The following is a 14,417-nucleotide window of genomic DNA, read 5'->3' on the forward strand; positions in this document are numbered from 1 at the left end:
GCCGCCTGAGGTGGAGAAATAAACCAGGCATTAAACCACAGCAGATTAATGAGTCTGCTCTGTTTTAAGCGCTCTTTCAAAACGAGCCTCGCGCTCTACGGAAGGCACCGACAACGTGCCGAACCTTTGCCCAGATGTTTTTGGGGTGTGGTGGGCTGAATAAAAATTATAGCCAACACCAGGACTATACCCGTTCACCACACCACCAAAACCATCTATTGGAGGGGAGCATGGCTACTATCATTTACCGTAAATCCGTTAATCCCGTTAATTGTGTTAGCAAAACCAACGCCGCTATTCGCCGTCATGCCAGACGCAAGGCAGAAGCGATCCGGCGTGAACTGGTGTCATCCCGTATTTATAAGGTATTGGGGCAGAAGCCAGAGAAACGCAAAGCGCTTAACCGAATCGAATTAGCCTTCAAGCGCAAACGGGCGCCACGAATTAATTTCAATTTACTGGCTGGATTCAGAGAGCAAATTAACCGTTTCGCCGAAAAGTACGACAGGGTTAAGCGTATTAGCCATCGTATTTGGTACCGCAAACCGAAAACAGACTATGGCATTACCGCCAGAGCAAAGCAGACGCATACATCGCGGCCCGTTCATTGAATTTGAGTAGGGGGCGTGCTGCCTGGAGAATGTGGCGTTATTTCAGGAGGGGGACAGGAAACAGGCGGGGACATTTGCGGCAAGGTAATACTCACCGCATAGAGGATAATTTTTGTAATATTTAACCACAAAGTAACCGTAACAACGTTGATAGCCTGGAAAGCTTTTCTTGATTTTCAACAGGAAGATCCATTTTTATTTGCGTTTTCCGCAATGCTATAGGCTTCAGACAAGACCAGATGTTGTTATCGATGCTCTCAAGTTCAATAAGTTTTGCTTTCAGGTCTGCATCACTGAACCGGGCTTCATTTGTGAATAATCGAAGATACTCAAAGGATTGTTTCGCGGCTCCGGCGGACTGCTTGCCAAATTGGTAAGTCGATTGCACCGCTGAAATAATCACGATCATCACCCCAAAGAAAAATGGGTTCGCTTTTAGCACTATCGCTGAGCCGAAAATCAACGTTAACACCGAAAAGAGTCGGTCAAGTCGCCCCGTCGCGGTGGTGTACAACTGTTCAAGATAATACCCGTACAGGATGCGGTCTTTAATTTCATCTCTGCTCATAGCGATTCCTTATGGTTGTCAGCCTCCGGTTTTCTTCGGTGGCGGTGGTGTATATTCCGGCTGCGGTATAGGTCTTACAGCTTTTTCCGGCATGTGTTTCTCAATCAATTTTCCCGGGGGGTAACTGCTTTCTTTTCAGACATCGGTCTAAACCTTTCTTGCATTGTAGGGGTACACTGATTTTAACATATTTAAATTTCTCGTTGTAGGGGTACACCGAGACCCTCGCCGCCTGAGAGGGTCACCAAAGCAGGTACTTAACACGGAGGCCACCATGCAAAAGCTCATTGACGAATTCGACCACTTGATAGCGCCGGGGACGATTGTTACTGATATCATCCTGTCGGGCGTTGTAGACGACTGCGGCTATTTAATGCAATAGAATGATACCCCTGACTTTTTCAGCGTCTATATCCGAGGCAGCGACGGCTTGCTACAGGCCATCGGTGACCTCTCCGACCGTGAGGACGCACTCGCTTATGCCGCGAGGATGCTTGAGAAATATCAAGCACAACTCACGGACAATACCCGGAAGTTATTAAACGATTGAGGTATGTATTTATGGAAAATGAAAATCGGACCACGATTAAAGCATGCTTAAAACCAATTGCCCCTTCTGATTATGATGAGTGGTGTGATGCCTTGGAATGGCTAGATAAAAACGTCGTAGATTTTCCAACAGCCATAGAGAATGACATAAACAATAATGTTTCACCCTGGATATTTAAAAACTGGTGCTTTATCGAGACTATTGATGGTGAAATAGTTTTCGCCAATGGCTTAATACCATGCATTGATGTGAAAGATTTAAAGGAGTACAGGGAATTTAATAAAAAATGGCAGATGATGTAGATATAGCCAGCCAGAACGAAGAAGCCTTTCGCCAACACCTGAGCACCAATCATCGAGAGAAGGAATTACCGGCTAACGGGCGCTGCTATAATTGCGAGGGGCCAACCGAGGGTAATTTCTGCTGCAAAGAATGTCGAGAAGATTGGGAGAAGCGAAAATATTTTGATAACCAACGGAGGATTGAATGATGCAACTTAATAAACCTTATATCACGACCTTCAATCACCCTAATTTCGGTGACATGGTCGCTGTCACCAACGGCAGCAATAATATTAATGATTCACGTTATTTGATGAGCATCAATACTCACCCATATGACGACCACGAAACATTGGTATACAAATCAACCATCGCCTTTCTGGTGGAGGAAAATAAGTGGCTTAAAAAGCAGGTGAAAAAATTAACGGGTATCTATGACTGAAACACTTTCAGCATTCCCATTATCCGCTTATCGCCGCAATCTCCCCCCCATACTCAATAACGCCATCGGACGGTGGTTTTTTTACGCCTGAATCCAGGGAATTTTAAATGAAAAAATTCGAACTCACTGCCGAAGTGAAAGCGTTTTTCGGCATCAAATTGTTTCGCATTAAAGCGCTTATCGCCTTCGGTAATGTTCGAGCTGGCGAATTAGGCGGCTGGGTAGAAAAAGAATCGAATCTGGCTCAGGACGGGAATGCGTGGGTGTACGGCGATGCGCGGGTGTCCGGCAATGCGTGGGTGTCCGGCAATGCGCGGGTGTACGGCAATGCGTGGGTGTCCGGCAATGCGCTGGTGTACGGCAATGCGCGGGTGTACGGCGATGCGCGGGTGTCCGGCAATGCGCTGGTGTACGGCAATGCGCTGGTGTACGGCAATGCGCGGGTGTACGGCAATGCGCGGGTGTCCGGCGATGCGCGGGTGTCCGGCAATGCGCGGGTGTACGACGATGCGTGGGTGTACGGCGATGCGCGGGTGTACGGCGATGCGGACTGGATCACCCTATCCCCCATTGGCTCAGAAAACGGAGTACTAACCGCATTCAGGAAGAAAGACGGCAGTGTCATTGTTAGGCGCGGGTGCTTCTCTGGAACTATTGAAGAATTCGAATCGGCAGTTAATAAGCGCCATTACGACAATAAGCACGGTGAAATTTATCGTCATGTCATTTCGTTGCTGAAATTACGGTTTAACCTGTCATAAAGAGATGAATATTTAACCCTCGGCGATATTTTTCGGCATCAATTAATACATCAATCCAAATTAAGGAAAGCCACGATGGAACTTACTATCGCGGGCGCCCCCATCGTGCGTCCTGAAATTAAATTTTACCCGATTCGGTCAATCGAACATCACTGCTCAAATATCGTCACGGGCCAGAGCTTCAAAAACAAAAGCGGGCTGCAACGGTTATTCGAGCAGCTTATTGCAACGGTTAATCAGAAGGGGAACCCGATATGAAAATCAGCGAATCAGGACAACGAGAGATAGAAAAAATTATCTCGACATTCTCAGATGCCGATTTGGATGTGGTTAACACCTATTACGCGTTTGCTGATAAACGGGTAAAGCAAGATGAAATTTTTACTGCGATTCGCAGGATGACCGGCGTTGACGAAAGCGTGGTTGACATTCTGGCCAATGACCCTGAGCAGCAAATAGCCCTTGAGACATTCACGGATAGATTTATTCAGCTGCTTGCAAAATACGAATACGCCACGGAGTTGTGGTTGAGAATGAGAGATGAGGAGGATGCAGCATGAGCACGGCATTAACAACAATGGCAGGGAAGCTGGCTGAGCGTCTCGGTATGCAGCCCGGTACGGACTTGATGAATACCCTTAAGAATACGGCGTTCAAGGGGGGTAACGTCACGGACGAGCAATTTACCGCCCTACTTATCGTTGCCAACCAGTACGGGCTTAACCCGTGGACGAAAGAGATTTACGCATTCCCTGATAAGGGCGGCATTGTCCCGGTTGTTGGTGTAGATGGTTGGGCGCGGATCATTAACGAACATCCTCAGTTCGACGGAATGGAATTCGGCTACGACAAGAAAGAGGGGGCTTGCACCTGCAAGATTTACCGCAAAGATCGCAAACACCCCACTGTAGTCACCGAATACATGGGCGAGTGTAAGCGCAATACCCAGCCGTGGCAATCACACCCCACCCGTATGCTGCGCCACAAGTCACTTATTCAGTGTGCACGCATGGCATTTGGGTTTGCTGGCATTTACGACAGCGACGAAGCAGAGCGGATCATCGAAAGCAGCCCGGCAAGCGTTGTTGTTGGACAACAAACAGACGAGCGCCGACCGGCATTGATTGCCCGGTGCGAAGAGGCGGCTCAGCTAAGCATGGAAGTCTTCGCAGAAACATGGAAAAACCTGACCCACGAAGAGCGCCAGATTATCGGCAATGCAGAGAAGGAGCGCATCAAAAAAAGCATTCCCGTCGATGCAGAATATAGCGAGGTGGATCATGCAACAGCGCAGTGATGAATGGTTTTCCGCCCGTTGTGGCAACGTGACCGCCAGTCGCCTGTCTGACGTAATGGCAAAAACCCAATCGGGCTATTCCGCCAGCCGCCAGAACTACATGGCAGAGCTTATCTGCCAGCGCCTAACAGGAAAGGTGGAAGAAAGTTACGCAAACTCGGCCATGCAGCACGGCACTGAACTTGAACCGGTGGCGCGGGAGATGTACCTGCTTAACCAGTTTGACGCAGAAGTTACAGAAGTGGGATTTATTCCCCATCCAGAGATCGTAGGATTTGGGGCGTCGCCTGATGGCCTGGTCGGAAATGATGGCCTGATAGAAATAAAATGCCCCAACACATGGACGCATTTAGAAACCATCAAGACCGGTAAGCTGAAAAACCAATACCTCCTACAGATGCACGCCCAAATGATGTGTACGGGCAGGAAATGGTGTGATTTTGTCAGCTATGACGACAGGCTACCGCCAGACCTTGCCTATTACCAGTTGAGAATTCATCAGGAGGATAAACGGGTTGCTGAAATAGAGGAGGCGTTAAGGCAGTTTCTGGCTGAGCTTGAAAACGAACTTGAGGCTATCAGGAAATTATCCAAGGTGGCAGCATGAGTGCATGCACGTCGTCGGGCGGGTACACAATCAGGTTCAGCCTGACCCAAGGGGTATAGTACACCGTCACATTTTGAGAATGGCAGCAATGATGCTGACAGCGGCGGCGACCATTAGCCCAAGTCGGATGGTCATCTGCATGCCAAGTTTATCAAAACCGGCAGTCATATCCTTACGGACATCTGCTATCTCTGCGGACAGGTCCTTACGTACATCGGCTATCTCTGCGGACAGGTCCTTACGTACATCGGCTATCTCTGCGGACAGGTCCTTACGCACATCGGCTATCTCTGCGGATAGATCCTTACGGACATCAGCGATATCGCGCTTTACCTCGGCAATATCAGCCTTTGTAGCAACATCCGCCACCTCATGAGACTTGCGTACGACGAGCGAAATCGCCTTGGCCTGCTGACTGGTAAGCCCGGCGGTTTGAAGCTCTTCTGACGCCTGCAATGTATCAAATGCAACCTGGCCCATAGCGGATCCTCCTGTATTAAGCCAAGTGTAAGCGATCTGACCGCCAATCTGCAAAGTTTTACCCGTTAGCCCTCTGATAACCACATCCGTTTAATTATGGAGAAATTGTTATGACAAAAATAACCAGAGCAGATAACTACATCATTACCCCGTGCTGTCCCTGCCGGATTCGATACATGGTGACTGGATGATGGCAGCAGTTTACTACAACGAAATTGACCCTTATGCAGCACAGTGGCTGAGAAACCTGATTGCCGCCGGTCATATTGCGCTAGGCGATGTTGATGAACGTTCGATTGAGGATGTCACTCCCGATGACTTACAAAACTACACGCAATGCCATTTCTTTGCCGGGATCGGCGTATGGTCGTATGCCCTGCGAAAAGCAGGATGGCCCGATGATAAACCCGTGTGGACGGGCAGTTGCCCCTGCCAGCCTTTCAGCGCGGCAGGCAAGGGCGGCGGGTTTTATGACGAGCGGCATCTCTGGCCCGCTTTTCACTGGCTCATCAGCCAGTGCCGCCCTGAGTACGTTTTTGGTGAACAGGTTGCAAGCAGCCATGCAAACCTCTGGTTCGACCTTGTACAGGCTGACCTGGAAGCCGTGGACTACGCCTTCGGGTGTGTGCCGTTTCCGTCTGCGGGCGTCGGTGCCCCGCATATCCGCGACCGGGCGTACTGGGTGGCCTACGCCGACCACGCGGGACGGGAAGGATGGCAGGGAATGCCCGAATGTGCAGCTCAATGCATTGCTGGGGCGCGTAGTGTGGCTGACAACCCCAGTGCGGTTAACGGCTTCTGGCGAGAGGCTGACTGGCTCCTGTGCCGGGATGAAAAGTGGCGGCCAGTTGAACCCGGCGCATTCCCGCTGGCTTATGGGGTTACCAACCGCGTGGGACGAGTGCGCGCCTACGGAAACGCTATCAACGTGGAGGCGGCAAAAGCGTTCATAGAGTCATACACCTCATTGACGCAAGGAGAACCCATGCGCTCGAAAAATGGCAACAGGCGAACATTAACCAGTTCCTGCAACGCCACTAATCACTAATCCCGCCCCGGGATCGCGCCGGGGTTCTACAACGGTTTTTAGGCTTTGTTGAATAATAGGTGATCATGCTGTTATGACACGCCTGTTTGGGATTAAAATGCTGATCGCTCCGGGATGCATCACCACGCTCTGGATTTAACATACTGATTTTACGTCAAGGGAATCCGCAGCCTTTATGGCTACGCAGCATAATATCTATTTATTCAACAAAGCCATTTAGAGGTATCATATGCGTTTTAACACCCCACTTCGCTATCCTGGCGGCAAAGGCAAGCTTTCAAATTTCATGCTTCGGATTATTGAAGATAATAAGCTTTCGCCTATACATTATGCAGAGCCATATGCTGGAGGGGCTGGTTTAGCGCTGAAGCTTTTACATTTAAATGTAGCTGAAAAAATCATTCTTAATGATATTAATATTTCTGTTTATGCCTTTTGGCACACTGTATTAAATAATGCAGACCACCTGTGTGCTTTAATTGAAGGAACTGAAGTCACAATGAATGAGTGGTTCAAACAGAAAGAAATAATTAATAATCCCAAAGGCCATGATATGCTAACAATTGGTTTTTCTTCCTTTTTTCTTAATAGAACAAATCGTTCTGGAATATTAAAAGGCGGTGTGATTGGTGGTAAAAATCAAGAAGGGCAATGGAAGCTTGATGCTCGCTATAACAAAAGTGAGTTAATTTCTCGGATAAAGAAAATATCAAAAAACCGTGAAAGAATAGACTTGTATAACATGGATGCAATTGATTTCATAAAAAAAATAGTTGTTCAATTGCCGAAGAAATCATTAACATATTTAGACCCGCCATATTACATAAAAGGTAAGGGATTATATATCAACCATTATGAACATGGTGACCATGTTAATGTTGCAAAAGTAGTACAGAATGATATTAAAACACCATGGATTGTTTCTTACGATAATACTCCTGAGATCCAAGGTATGTATAAGGCATCATCATTAGTCTATGGAATAAACTACAGTGCTCAAGATCGATATAAGGGCTCAGAAGTGATGTTCTTCAGTAAACGATTGAAGGTCTTTAAAACCGATGATCCAACTAAGGTAAAAGCACCTGCCATTAAAAATGCTATGAGCTAGACGACTACACCCGGACAGAGGAAGCGCCGTAAAAGAGCCGCAGTATATTCACTTTTTAATAAATTATTTATAATCAATAAGATAAAAAATTTCGGTCGCAGGTTCGAATCCTGCACAACCCACCATAAACCACCTCTTCAGAGCGTGATCCAGTGGGGGGCATTCATCATGACGGCGGCTTTGTTGAATAATAGGGAATAATGCTGTTGTGACACGCCAGTTTTGGTAGAAAATGCTTGTCCCCTCAGGTGTACAGTTTTCTCATGAGGCCTAACTGCATGATTTTGCGTTGCGAGGATCCGTCGTTTCACTGGACTGCCAGCATAAAATCTATTTATTCAACAAAGCCCCATTAACCACTAATCCCGCCCCGGTAACGTGCCGGGGTTCCATTATCGTTTTAACCAACGAGGTATATCTGTGTGCAAAATTTAATGAACGTGCAAAATTTAACCACAAGTAGCGACAACGGAATCGACTCTCAGCGGTTGCTGATTATGGTCAACGAAACGCGCAAGCAATACGGAGAGAAACCTATCCGCAATAACGACTTCGTTGAAAAAATTAAAGATGAGCTTGAAGGAGAGCACTACGAAATTTCCGTAGTTCAAAAAACGAACAATACTGAGTCTGAGATTATCCACATGACGCTCAAACAAGCTCTCCGTGTCGCAGCGCGTGAGTCGAAGGCAGTTCGTCGTTCGCTGATTGATAAGCTGGAGCAACTGGCTGCCTCAAAATCGCAGGCAATCACCACAGTCCCCGCATTACCGGAAAACTACATCTCCGCCCTGGAAGCCCTGCTGGAATCGAAAAAGAGTGAAGCTGCACTGGCATTGGTCAACAAAGAGCAGGAAGCAGAACTCCACGACCTCAAGAGCCTGTTCAAGGAGGGCATGACCCCGACCCAGTTCTGTAAAATGCTCAATGGTGTTAACACCCAGAAAGTGAACCACTGGTTAGCAGACCGTAACTGGCTCTACAACGAAAGCCAATCCGGTACCCGTTGGCGGGCAACATCCTACGCTCGCGACAGATACCTGACTGAGCACCAGCATCTGATTAGCGTTCATGGTGCCGATGACTTCATTAAGCACCAGCCGGTACTCCTTCGCAAAGGCGCTGAGCGCCTCTACGTCCTTTACCGCCGTGGCAAAGTGCCCATGAAACTCAACTGGAACGGCGATTTTACCCACCAGAAGCACGTCAGCCTTGCATCGTGAGAGGAGCAACGAATGAAACCTAAAATACCTAACAGGATAAAGGAGCGGGAGAAGCTATTTAAACGCTTATACCGTGAAGGACTTATTCATGCAAGACGCATACGACGAACCGGTTATTTATCAATGCGGCTTTCTCACTACTGGCGCATGTTATCCAAAGATAACGGCCTGAGTTGGAAAACCATGAGTCACGCGACATACGACACCCAAATAGCAATATAAAAACAGGAGCACCCCATGAATTATGCATTCGCGGGTCATGGTCATGCTGCCCTCATGGGGAGCTATCACCCGCAAGAAACCCACCTGGATAAATGGGTTAAATGGCTGCGAAACGGATACCGAAAGCTTATCGCTATCCTCGAACAGCAAGGCAAGCCTCTACGACCTGCCCCAGCACCTTAATCAAGGCTGTTACAGCCTGAAATCCCCTTCACCCCCGCATTTCTTCGATTGGTCATTCCCCCGCCTGCCCGCCGTCATGACGAACGGCGCAGTGGCTTAATTTTAGCAGAGGTCAATTATGGCATACATCACCTTATCCGAGTGGAATCGGCGGCAACCCCGCCCGCGTTGTATGGAAACCGTCAGGCGATTGGTCAGGAGCGGAATGATTTTTCCCGCACCGATACGAGATGGGCGCGAATATCTGGTTGAGGAAAACGCCTGCAAGCTCACCCAGAACAAAAACATTGGCCCATCCAGCGCCCTTCACCCCACCCTGTTATCGAGGATAAGACATGGCACGCCGGAGAAACCATAAGAATCGCGATTTGCCGCCAAACCTGCAACCGCGCAATGGCGGCTATTTTTGCTACCGCGACCCACGCACCGGAAAAGAATATGGCCTGGGCCGCCATCGACAAGAGGCCATTACACAAGCCATCGCCGCTAATATGGCGATTTATGGCTCATCAAAACCGTCACCGCTCGTTGACCGCATCAACGACACACAGGTGACCACAGTTAGCGAATGGACTGAACGCTATCTGACGATACTCGAAGGACGGAAACTCAAGCTGACAACGATGAACGAGTACCATAAATACCTGAAAGCCGTTAATGCCAATTTAGGGGAATTTGTTCTTCATAAAGTAGAAACCAAAGACATTGCCTCGTTCCTTAATCAGTGGGTAAAGGCAGGAAAACCGACAATGGCAAACCGCATCAGAACATTGCTGCTTGACTTGTTTCGTGAGGCCATTGCTGAAGGGGTCACCAAAAGCAATCCGGCCGAAGCTACGCGCAACCAGCGTGTAGACATTCAACGCGAGCGCATAACGTTGGACGATTGGAAGGCTATCCGTAAAGCAGCAGATAAATTACCCGCATGGGTTGGCCCCTGCCTTGACCTGGCTCTACTCACAGGACAACGCCTAAGCGATGTTCAGGGCATGTGCTGGAGTGATTACCGGGATGGACGTCTTTACGTCAGACAAGAAAAAACGGGCATGATGTTGGCCATCGCGGAAACAACCCGCCTTGAATGTCTGAATCTTTCCCTTTTAGATGTGCTTCAGCAATTAAGAATATTAAATAATGGTAAATCTCACATTGTGGCGGATGAAAAACACAGTGTTCTCGCTAAGAGAACATTATCTGAAGCATTTATGAAAGCGCGTCGTGGATCAGGGTTGAAATGGGAAGGCACTGCTCCCTCTTTTCATGAAATCAGAAGTTTGTCAGCTCGCTTATATACTGAAGAGAAAGGGAAAGACTACGCACAAAAACTATTAGGGCATAAATCAGCAACCATGACCGACAAGTACCGAGATGTACGTGGCTCAGAGTGGACAGAGGTGTAATTATTTCGATCGAATTTCGAGTAATTTCGATCGATTAATTGTAACGAACTGAATAAAAAGGATAATATTTCTCCGCCGATGTTGGAGCATCAGCGTACACCTACAAACCCCTGTAAACCTCATTAAATACCAGAAATTTCCTGTCATTAATTCAAAATGTCAATATTAAATTCATGTAATTTATATATAAGATATTGATTTGTAAAAAATTTAATTTTATATGTATTATCCCATGTCACATTCAGATAATTTTAACGTAGTTTTTAAGTGCATTGTTATTTCGATATAATCCAAAAGGTTTCAGTAGAATTAATTTTAATTTCGATAGATTCTATTATCACTAGAATCGGGCATTCCTAGTGTTTACAGTCATTGTGTACTTGAGTAGAACACGAGGAATTAACATGGAATACACGAATAATCCTGATTTTTATCAGTCTCTTATTTCTGCAAAAGAGGTCTTGCGTCGCGTGCAGCGTAGTAAAGCATGGCTGTATAAGCAGCTTTCTAAAAATGCTTTCCCGCGTTCGGTAAAAATAGGTACTCGCTCAATTTCATTTATCGAAAGCGAAGTCGAACACTGGATTAAAGAGCAAATATCCGCATCACGTGATGGTCGGCATGAGGGACATCAATGGCTTTGTTGAATAAACATATTTTATGCTGCACCCCCGGTGAAACGACAGATCCTCGCAACGCAAAATCATGCAGTTAGGCCTCATAAGAAAACTGTAAACCTGAGGTGACAAGCATTTTCTACCAAAACTGGCTTGGCAAAACAGCATGACTCACTATAAAAATATCACCAGAAAAAACAGGCAGGGTTGGGGATCATCTCTCCGGATAGTTTTCATTTGAGCCGGAAAACCTTACATCATGAAGTACAACTAAAGCGAGACCACTATGCCATGCGCGAAAAATAATAAAAAATACTGTTTGACAACTGCGCCCGATGGATCGCAGAATCCAGACGTTGCCCCTCAATGGGCAGCCGGGCATTCCACCCCGTGTATGTTATCGGCGACGACAGACGCGCCATGCGTCTTTTTTTACGTCGCAACCAACGCCACAGAGCGCCAGATTATGGCGTGGTGCGTTCACTCCGGGCACGTTATCACCGGGCATGAACAGATAACGCATCACTCCGTCAAGTCAATGGTAGCTCAGGCGGGGCAGCTTTCGGGCTGGCCGGCCTCCGATAACGCCGGTAGTGGAATCCCCGTCTGGGCTATCGCCACCATGAAGAATTCCACCTTCGGCGATAGCAATGATTATGCTGTTATCGGAGGTTGCCTTATGGCTACTACCCCAATTCACTCACATCCTCAGTTTGTCTGGCTTTTTCTCGCTGTACGCCGTTCTGACGCGTCGGCTAAACCCCACCGCGAGGAATCACCGCCCCTGATTTCATAAGCGCACGACGCACTATAGCGCGTGATTTCGTTGCCTCCTTTGCTGGCCGTCTGCCAGTTCGTGAGGTGACGCATGTTTAAGCTCATTATCACCCTGATTAATCACGAAGCTGGCGACCGGCGCGAACTGGTGCATAACGGACGCTACAATACCCGAGAATCAGCATGGAAAGACGCGCAGAAAATGGCTTATGTGCATAAGAATGCCGGAGAAGCAGTCACGCATGAATATATTGTGAGAATTGTGGAGGACAGAAATGTATAAAATACTCGTTATCTTCCGTAACGTAATGACGGGGGAAGAGAAATATTATCAAAGTCCACTGAAATATAATTCTCCCGGCAAAGCTGCAAAGCTTGCCCGTAGATTAATGAATGATATTACCTGCAATGGAACATACGCTGACGAGAATGAGTACACCGTAAAGGTAATGAAGGTGAAACGTGGCTGATATATTTCGCGGTAAAATCACACGGAATAAATCGTATCAGGTTTTTGGCTATGCGGTAACACCTAAAGGCTATACACGCAGTGCACAGGTTATGATTGAGGCAATTAGTCCTGACGATGCAATAATCCGCGCAGCGGCGCAATTACGCAGGGAGGGATTAACGCATTTTAAAGCCTTAAAGGTACTGGATATAAGCATGCCGATTATCAGAAAACGACGCTGATAACCTGTAATTAGCCTGTATCAATATAAACCGAATATATTTTCGGCGGATGAACACGTTTACAGAAAAAGGAATGATAAATGGGTATTTCTAACAATATTCATCATATAAAACCTGCTCACCTTAGCCTTAAGGGATTTAAAAAATTAAATCGCTCAAAAAACACTGCCTTTAATATGGAATTACTTATTCGTGGAACGACGATAGACATTATTCCTCCTTTATTAGTTCCTGATATCTTGAGCTATATCAATGATGATATCGCCGCTGTATTGCAGGAAGTAACAGAGATGGGAATGTGTAATAAATGGCTACGAAAAAAACCATATCAGAATCCACTAATACCAATGAATAAACCATGAACTAAATAAAAGCGCCGTAGTAAGCGGCGCTTAATGAATTTACTGAAAAAGGTTTAGGCATGAAGAATATCAAAGTATCAGAAATTAGCAAAGCGTCTGTAGGTAAGTGGGATTACATTGGCTTTGTTGAATAAATAGAACTTTTGGGTAATCATCGGAGCAGATCAACACAGTTGTTTCAAAATCAGGTCTCCATGGCAAAACAAAATTTTAAAATCACCAACTGGCCCTCTTATAACAAGGCCCTCAAGCAGCGCGCTTCTTTAACCGTATGGCTAGATGAATCAGCCATTGCTGCATGGACGGAAAAAAACACTACTGAACGGCGTGGACGACCGCTCCACTACTCAGATATGACCATCACCACAGTCCTGATGATGAAACGCGTGTTTGGCCTTTCATTGAGGGCTTTACAGGGCTTTGGTGACTCGATTTTTAAACTGATTAAATTGTCGCTCCATTGTCCAGACTATTCGCTGCTCAGCAAGCGAGCAAAGACAGTGAACATCAGCATAAAAACGCCAACCCGTGGTGAAATCTCACATCTGGTCATTGATGGAACCGGCCTGAAGGTCTTTGGCGAAGGCGAATGGAAAGTCCGGCAGCATGGTGCCGACAGACGCAGGGTATGGCGTAAGCTGCACCTGGCAGTAGACAGTGTGACGCATGAGATTATCTGTGTGGATTTGTCGCTCAGTGGTACGACTGATGCCCAAGCTCTACCAGCGCTGATAAACCAGACCCACCGGAAAATCAGAGAGGCATCGGCTGACGGCGCTTAGGATACAGTTTACTGCTATGATGCTCTGCTGAGGAAGAAAATAAGGCCGCTTATCCCGCCACGAAGGGGGGCGCAATATTGGCAAGATCGCTACCACGAGCGTAACCACGCTGTTGCAAATCAGCGCATTAGCGGTAGTAACGATATCTGGAAAAAGAAAGTGGGCTATCACCGGCGCTCAGTGGCTGAAACGGCCATGTTCCGGTTCAAAAGGCTTCTGGGTGGTTATCTAAGTCTGAGAGACTACGATGGTCAGGTGGGTGAAGCCATGGCCATGGTCAAAGCGCTTAACCTGATCACGCTATTAGGAATGCCGAACAGTATTCGCATCACGTAACAATCGACCCGTATGGGGCGCAGTCGTTACAAGTTCTGATTTATTCAACAAAGCCCTTTTAAACAA

At 47.1% G+C, this 14,417-nt stretch carries 24 protein-coding genes and 1 pseudogene; 23 read left to right on the forward strand and 2 right to left on the reverse strand.

Annotated elements, in window-relative coordinates:
* The first annotated feature begins 230 nt into the window (after positions 1–230).
* Entirely contained in the window at positions 231–611 is a 381-nt protein-coding gene (locus tag ACD630_RS11485; protein ID WP_430358844.1) for an antitermination protein, read from the forward strand.
* 121 nt (positions 612–732) lie between these two features.
* On the opposite strand, the gene ACD630_RS11490 is transcribed toward ACD630_RS11485, so the two are convergent.
* Positions 733–1,179 carry a hypothetical protein gene (locus ACD630_RS11490; RefSeq protein WP_430357718.1) on the reverse strand — a complete coding sequence of 149 codons (447 nt, stop codon included), beginning with the start codon at positions 1,177–1,179 and terminating at the stop codon, positions 733–735.
* 561 nt (positions 1,180–1,740) lie between these two features.
* On the opposite strand from ACD630_RS11490, the gene ACD630_RS11495 reads away from it, so the two are divergent.
* From ACD630_RS11495 to ACD630_RS11530, 8 genes are all read left to right on the forward strand, one after another.
* A complete protein-coding gene (locus ACD630_RS11495; protein ID WP_430358805.1) occupies positions 1,741–2,031 on the forward strand; it encodes a hypothetical protein in 291 nt (96 codons plus the stop codon).
* Entirely contained in the window at positions 2,016–2,219 is a 204-nt protein-coding gene (locus ACD630_RS11500; RefSeq protein ID WP_430359120.1) for a hypothetical protein, read from the forward strand. The genes ACD630_RS11495 and ACD630_RS11500 overlap by 16 nt, the downstream gene beginning before the upstream one ends.
* Positions 2,216–2,452 (forward strand): hypothetical protein, encoded by a 237-nt coding sequence (locus tag ACD630_RS11505; RefSeq protein ID WP_430359121.1) that lies wholly within the window; start codon positions 2,216–2,218, stop codon positions 2,450–2,452. Before ACD630_RS11500 ends, ACD630_RS11505 begins: the two co-directional genes overlap by 4 nt.
* A 107-nt stretch (positions 2,453–2,559) precedes the next feature.
* Positions 2,560–3,213, forward strand: a complete 654-nt coding sequence (locus tag ACD630_RS11510) for a hypothetical protein (RefSeq protein ID WP_430359122.1) — start codon at positions 2,560–2,562, stop codon at positions 3,211–3,213.
* A 75-nt stretch (positions 3,214–3,288) separates the two neighbouring features.
* Entirely contained in the window at positions 3,289–3,471 is a 183-nt protein-coding gene (locus ACD630_RS11515) for a hypothetical protein (RefSeq protein WP_430358849.1), read from the forward strand.
* Complete coding sequence (locus ACD630_RS11520) at positions 3,468–3,773, forward strand: hypothetical protein (RefSeq protein WP_430358850.1); 306 nt, start codon at positions 3,468–3,470, stop codon at positions 3,771–3,773. Before ACD630_RS11515 ends, ACD630_RS11520 begins: the two co-directional genes overlap by 4 nt.
* Positions 3,770–4,510, forward strand: coding sequence for a phage recombination protein Bet (gene bet, locus ACD630_RS11525; RefSeq protein ID WP_430358851.1), 741 nt, complete (start codon positions 3,770–3,772; stop codon positions 4,508–4,510). The genes ACD630_RS11520 and bet overlap by 4 nt, the downstream gene beginning before the upstream one ends.
* Positions 4,494–5,117, forward strand: a complete 624-nt coding sequence (locus ACD630_RS11530; RefSeq protein ID WP_430359123.1) for a lambda exonuclease family protein — start codon at positions 4,494–4,496, stop codon at positions 5,115–5,117. The genes bet and ACD630_RS11530 overlap by 17 nt, the downstream gene beginning before the upstream one ends.
* A gap of 66 nt (positions 5,118–5,183) precedes the next feature.
* Here ACD630_RS11530 and ACD630_RS11535 read toward each other — a convergent pair whose 3' ends face one another.
* Positions 5,184–5,597: a DUF1640 domain-containing protein gene (locus ACD630_RS11535; protein ID WP_430359124.1), complete on the reverse strand. Its 414-nt coding sequence runs from the start codon at positions 5,595–5,597 to the stop codon at positions 5,184–5,186.
* Positions 5,598–5,784: 187 nt separating this feature from the next.
* Between ACD630_RS11535 and ACD630_RS11540 the strand changes: the two genes are divergently transcribed.
* The 14 genes and pseudogenes from ACD630_RS11540 to ACD630_RS11605 all read left to right on the forward strand — a co-directional run bounded on the left by ACD630_RS11540 (position 5,785) and on the right by ACD630_RS11605 (position 14,351).
* Positions 5,785–6,645: a DNA cytosine methyltransferase gene (locus ACD630_RS11540; protein WP_430359997.1), complete on the forward strand. Its 861-nt coding sequence runs from the start codon at positions 5,785–5,787 to the stop codon at positions 6,643–6,645.
* A 229-nt stretch (positions 6,646–6,874) separates the two neighbouring features.
* Entirely contained in the window at positions 6,875–7,756 is an 882-nt protein-coding gene (locus ACD630_RS11545) for a DNA adenine methylase (RefSeq protein ID WP_430359125.1), read from the forward strand.
* A 422-nt stretch (positions 7,757–8,178) separates the two neighbouring features.
* Positions 8,179–8,979: a phage antirepressor KilAC domain-containing protein gene (locus ACD630_RS11550; RefSeq protein ID WP_430359126.1), complete on the forward strand. Its 801-nt coding sequence runs from the start codon at positions 8,179–8,181 to the stop codon at positions 8,977–8,979.
* Positions 8,980–8,991: 12 nt separating this feature from the next.
* On the forward strand, positions 8,992–9,201 hold the full coding sequence (locus ACD630_RS11555; protein WP_430359127.1) for a hypothetical protein: 210 nt from the start codon (positions 8,992–8,994) through the stop codon (positions 9,199–9,201).
* A 15-nt stretch (positions 9,202–9,216) separates the two neighbouring features.
* Complete coding sequence (locus ACD630_RS11560) at positions 9,217–9,384, forward strand: protease FtsH-inhibitory lysogeny factor CIII (RefSeq protein WP_430359128.1); 168 nt, start codon at positions 9,217–9,219, stop codon at positions 9,382–9,384.
* Between the two features lie 172 nt (positions 9,385–9,556).
* Positions 9,557–9,742, forward strand: a complete 186-nt coding sequence (locus ACD630_RS11565) for an excisionase (RefSeq protein ID WP_252120483.1) — start codon at positions 9,557–9,559, stop codon at positions 9,740–9,742.
* Complete coding sequence (locus ACD630_RS11570; protein ID WP_430359129.1) at positions 9,720–10,784, forward strand: phage integrase Arm DNA-binding domain-containing protein; 1,065 nt, start codon at positions 9,720–9,722, stop codon at positions 10,782–10,784. The genes ACD630_RS11565 and ACD630_RS11570 overlap by 23 nt, the downstream gene beginning before the upstream one ends.
* A gap of 404 nt (positions 10,785–11,188) precedes the next feature.
* On the forward strand, positions 11,189–11,431 hold the full coding sequence (locus ACD630_RS11575; RefSeq protein WP_430359130.1) for a helix-turn-helix transcriptional regulator: 243 nt from the start codon (positions 11,189–11,191) through the stop codon (positions 11,429–11,431).
* A gap of 364 nt (positions 11,432–11,795) precedes the next feature.
* Positions 11,796–12,197: an ash family protein gene (locus ACD630_RS11580; protein WP_430359131.1), complete on the forward strand. Its 402-nt coding sequence runs from the start codon at positions 11,796–11,798 to the stop codon at positions 12,195–12,197.
* A 14-nt stretch (positions 12,198–12,211) separates the two neighbouring features.
* Entirely contained in the window at positions 12,212–12,277 is a 66-nt protein-coding gene (locus tag ACD630_RS11585; RefSeq protein WP_430359998.1) for a hypothetical protein, read from the forward strand.
* Positions 12,270–12,461 carry a hypothetical protein gene (locus tag ACD630_RS11590; RefSeq protein ID WP_430359132.1) on the forward strand — a complete coding sequence of 64 codons (192 nt, stop codon included), beginning with the start codon at positions 12,270–12,272 and terminating at the stop codon, positions 12,459–12,461. Before ACD630_RS11585 ends, ACD630_RS11590 begins: the two co-directional genes overlap by 8 nt.
* A gap of 179 nt (positions 12,462–12,640) precedes the next feature.
* Positions 12,641–12,871 (forward strand): hypothetical protein, encoded by a 231-nt coding sequence (locus tag ACD630_RS11595; RefSeq protein WP_430359133.1) that lies wholly within the window; start codon positions 12,641–12,643, stop codon positions 12,869–12,871.
* 80 nt (positions 12,872–12,951) lie between these two features.
* A complete protein-coding gene (locus ACD630_RS11600; protein ID WP_430359134.1) occupies positions 12,952–13,233 on the forward strand; it encodes a hypothetical protein in 282 nt (93 codons plus the stop codon).
* A 194-nt stretch (positions 13,234–13,427) separates the two neighbouring features.
* Positions 13,428–14,351 (forward strand): annotated as a pseudogene (locus ACD630_RS11605) (IS5 family transposase).
* Positions 14,352–14,417: the final 66 nt, after the last annotated feature.

It is taken from the genome of Symbiopectobacterium sp. RP, from assembly GCF_050472005.1.
In the GTDB taxonomy this organism is placed as follows: Bacteria; Pseudomonadota; Gammaproteobacteria; order Enterobacterales; family Enterobacteriaceae; genus Symbiopectobacterium.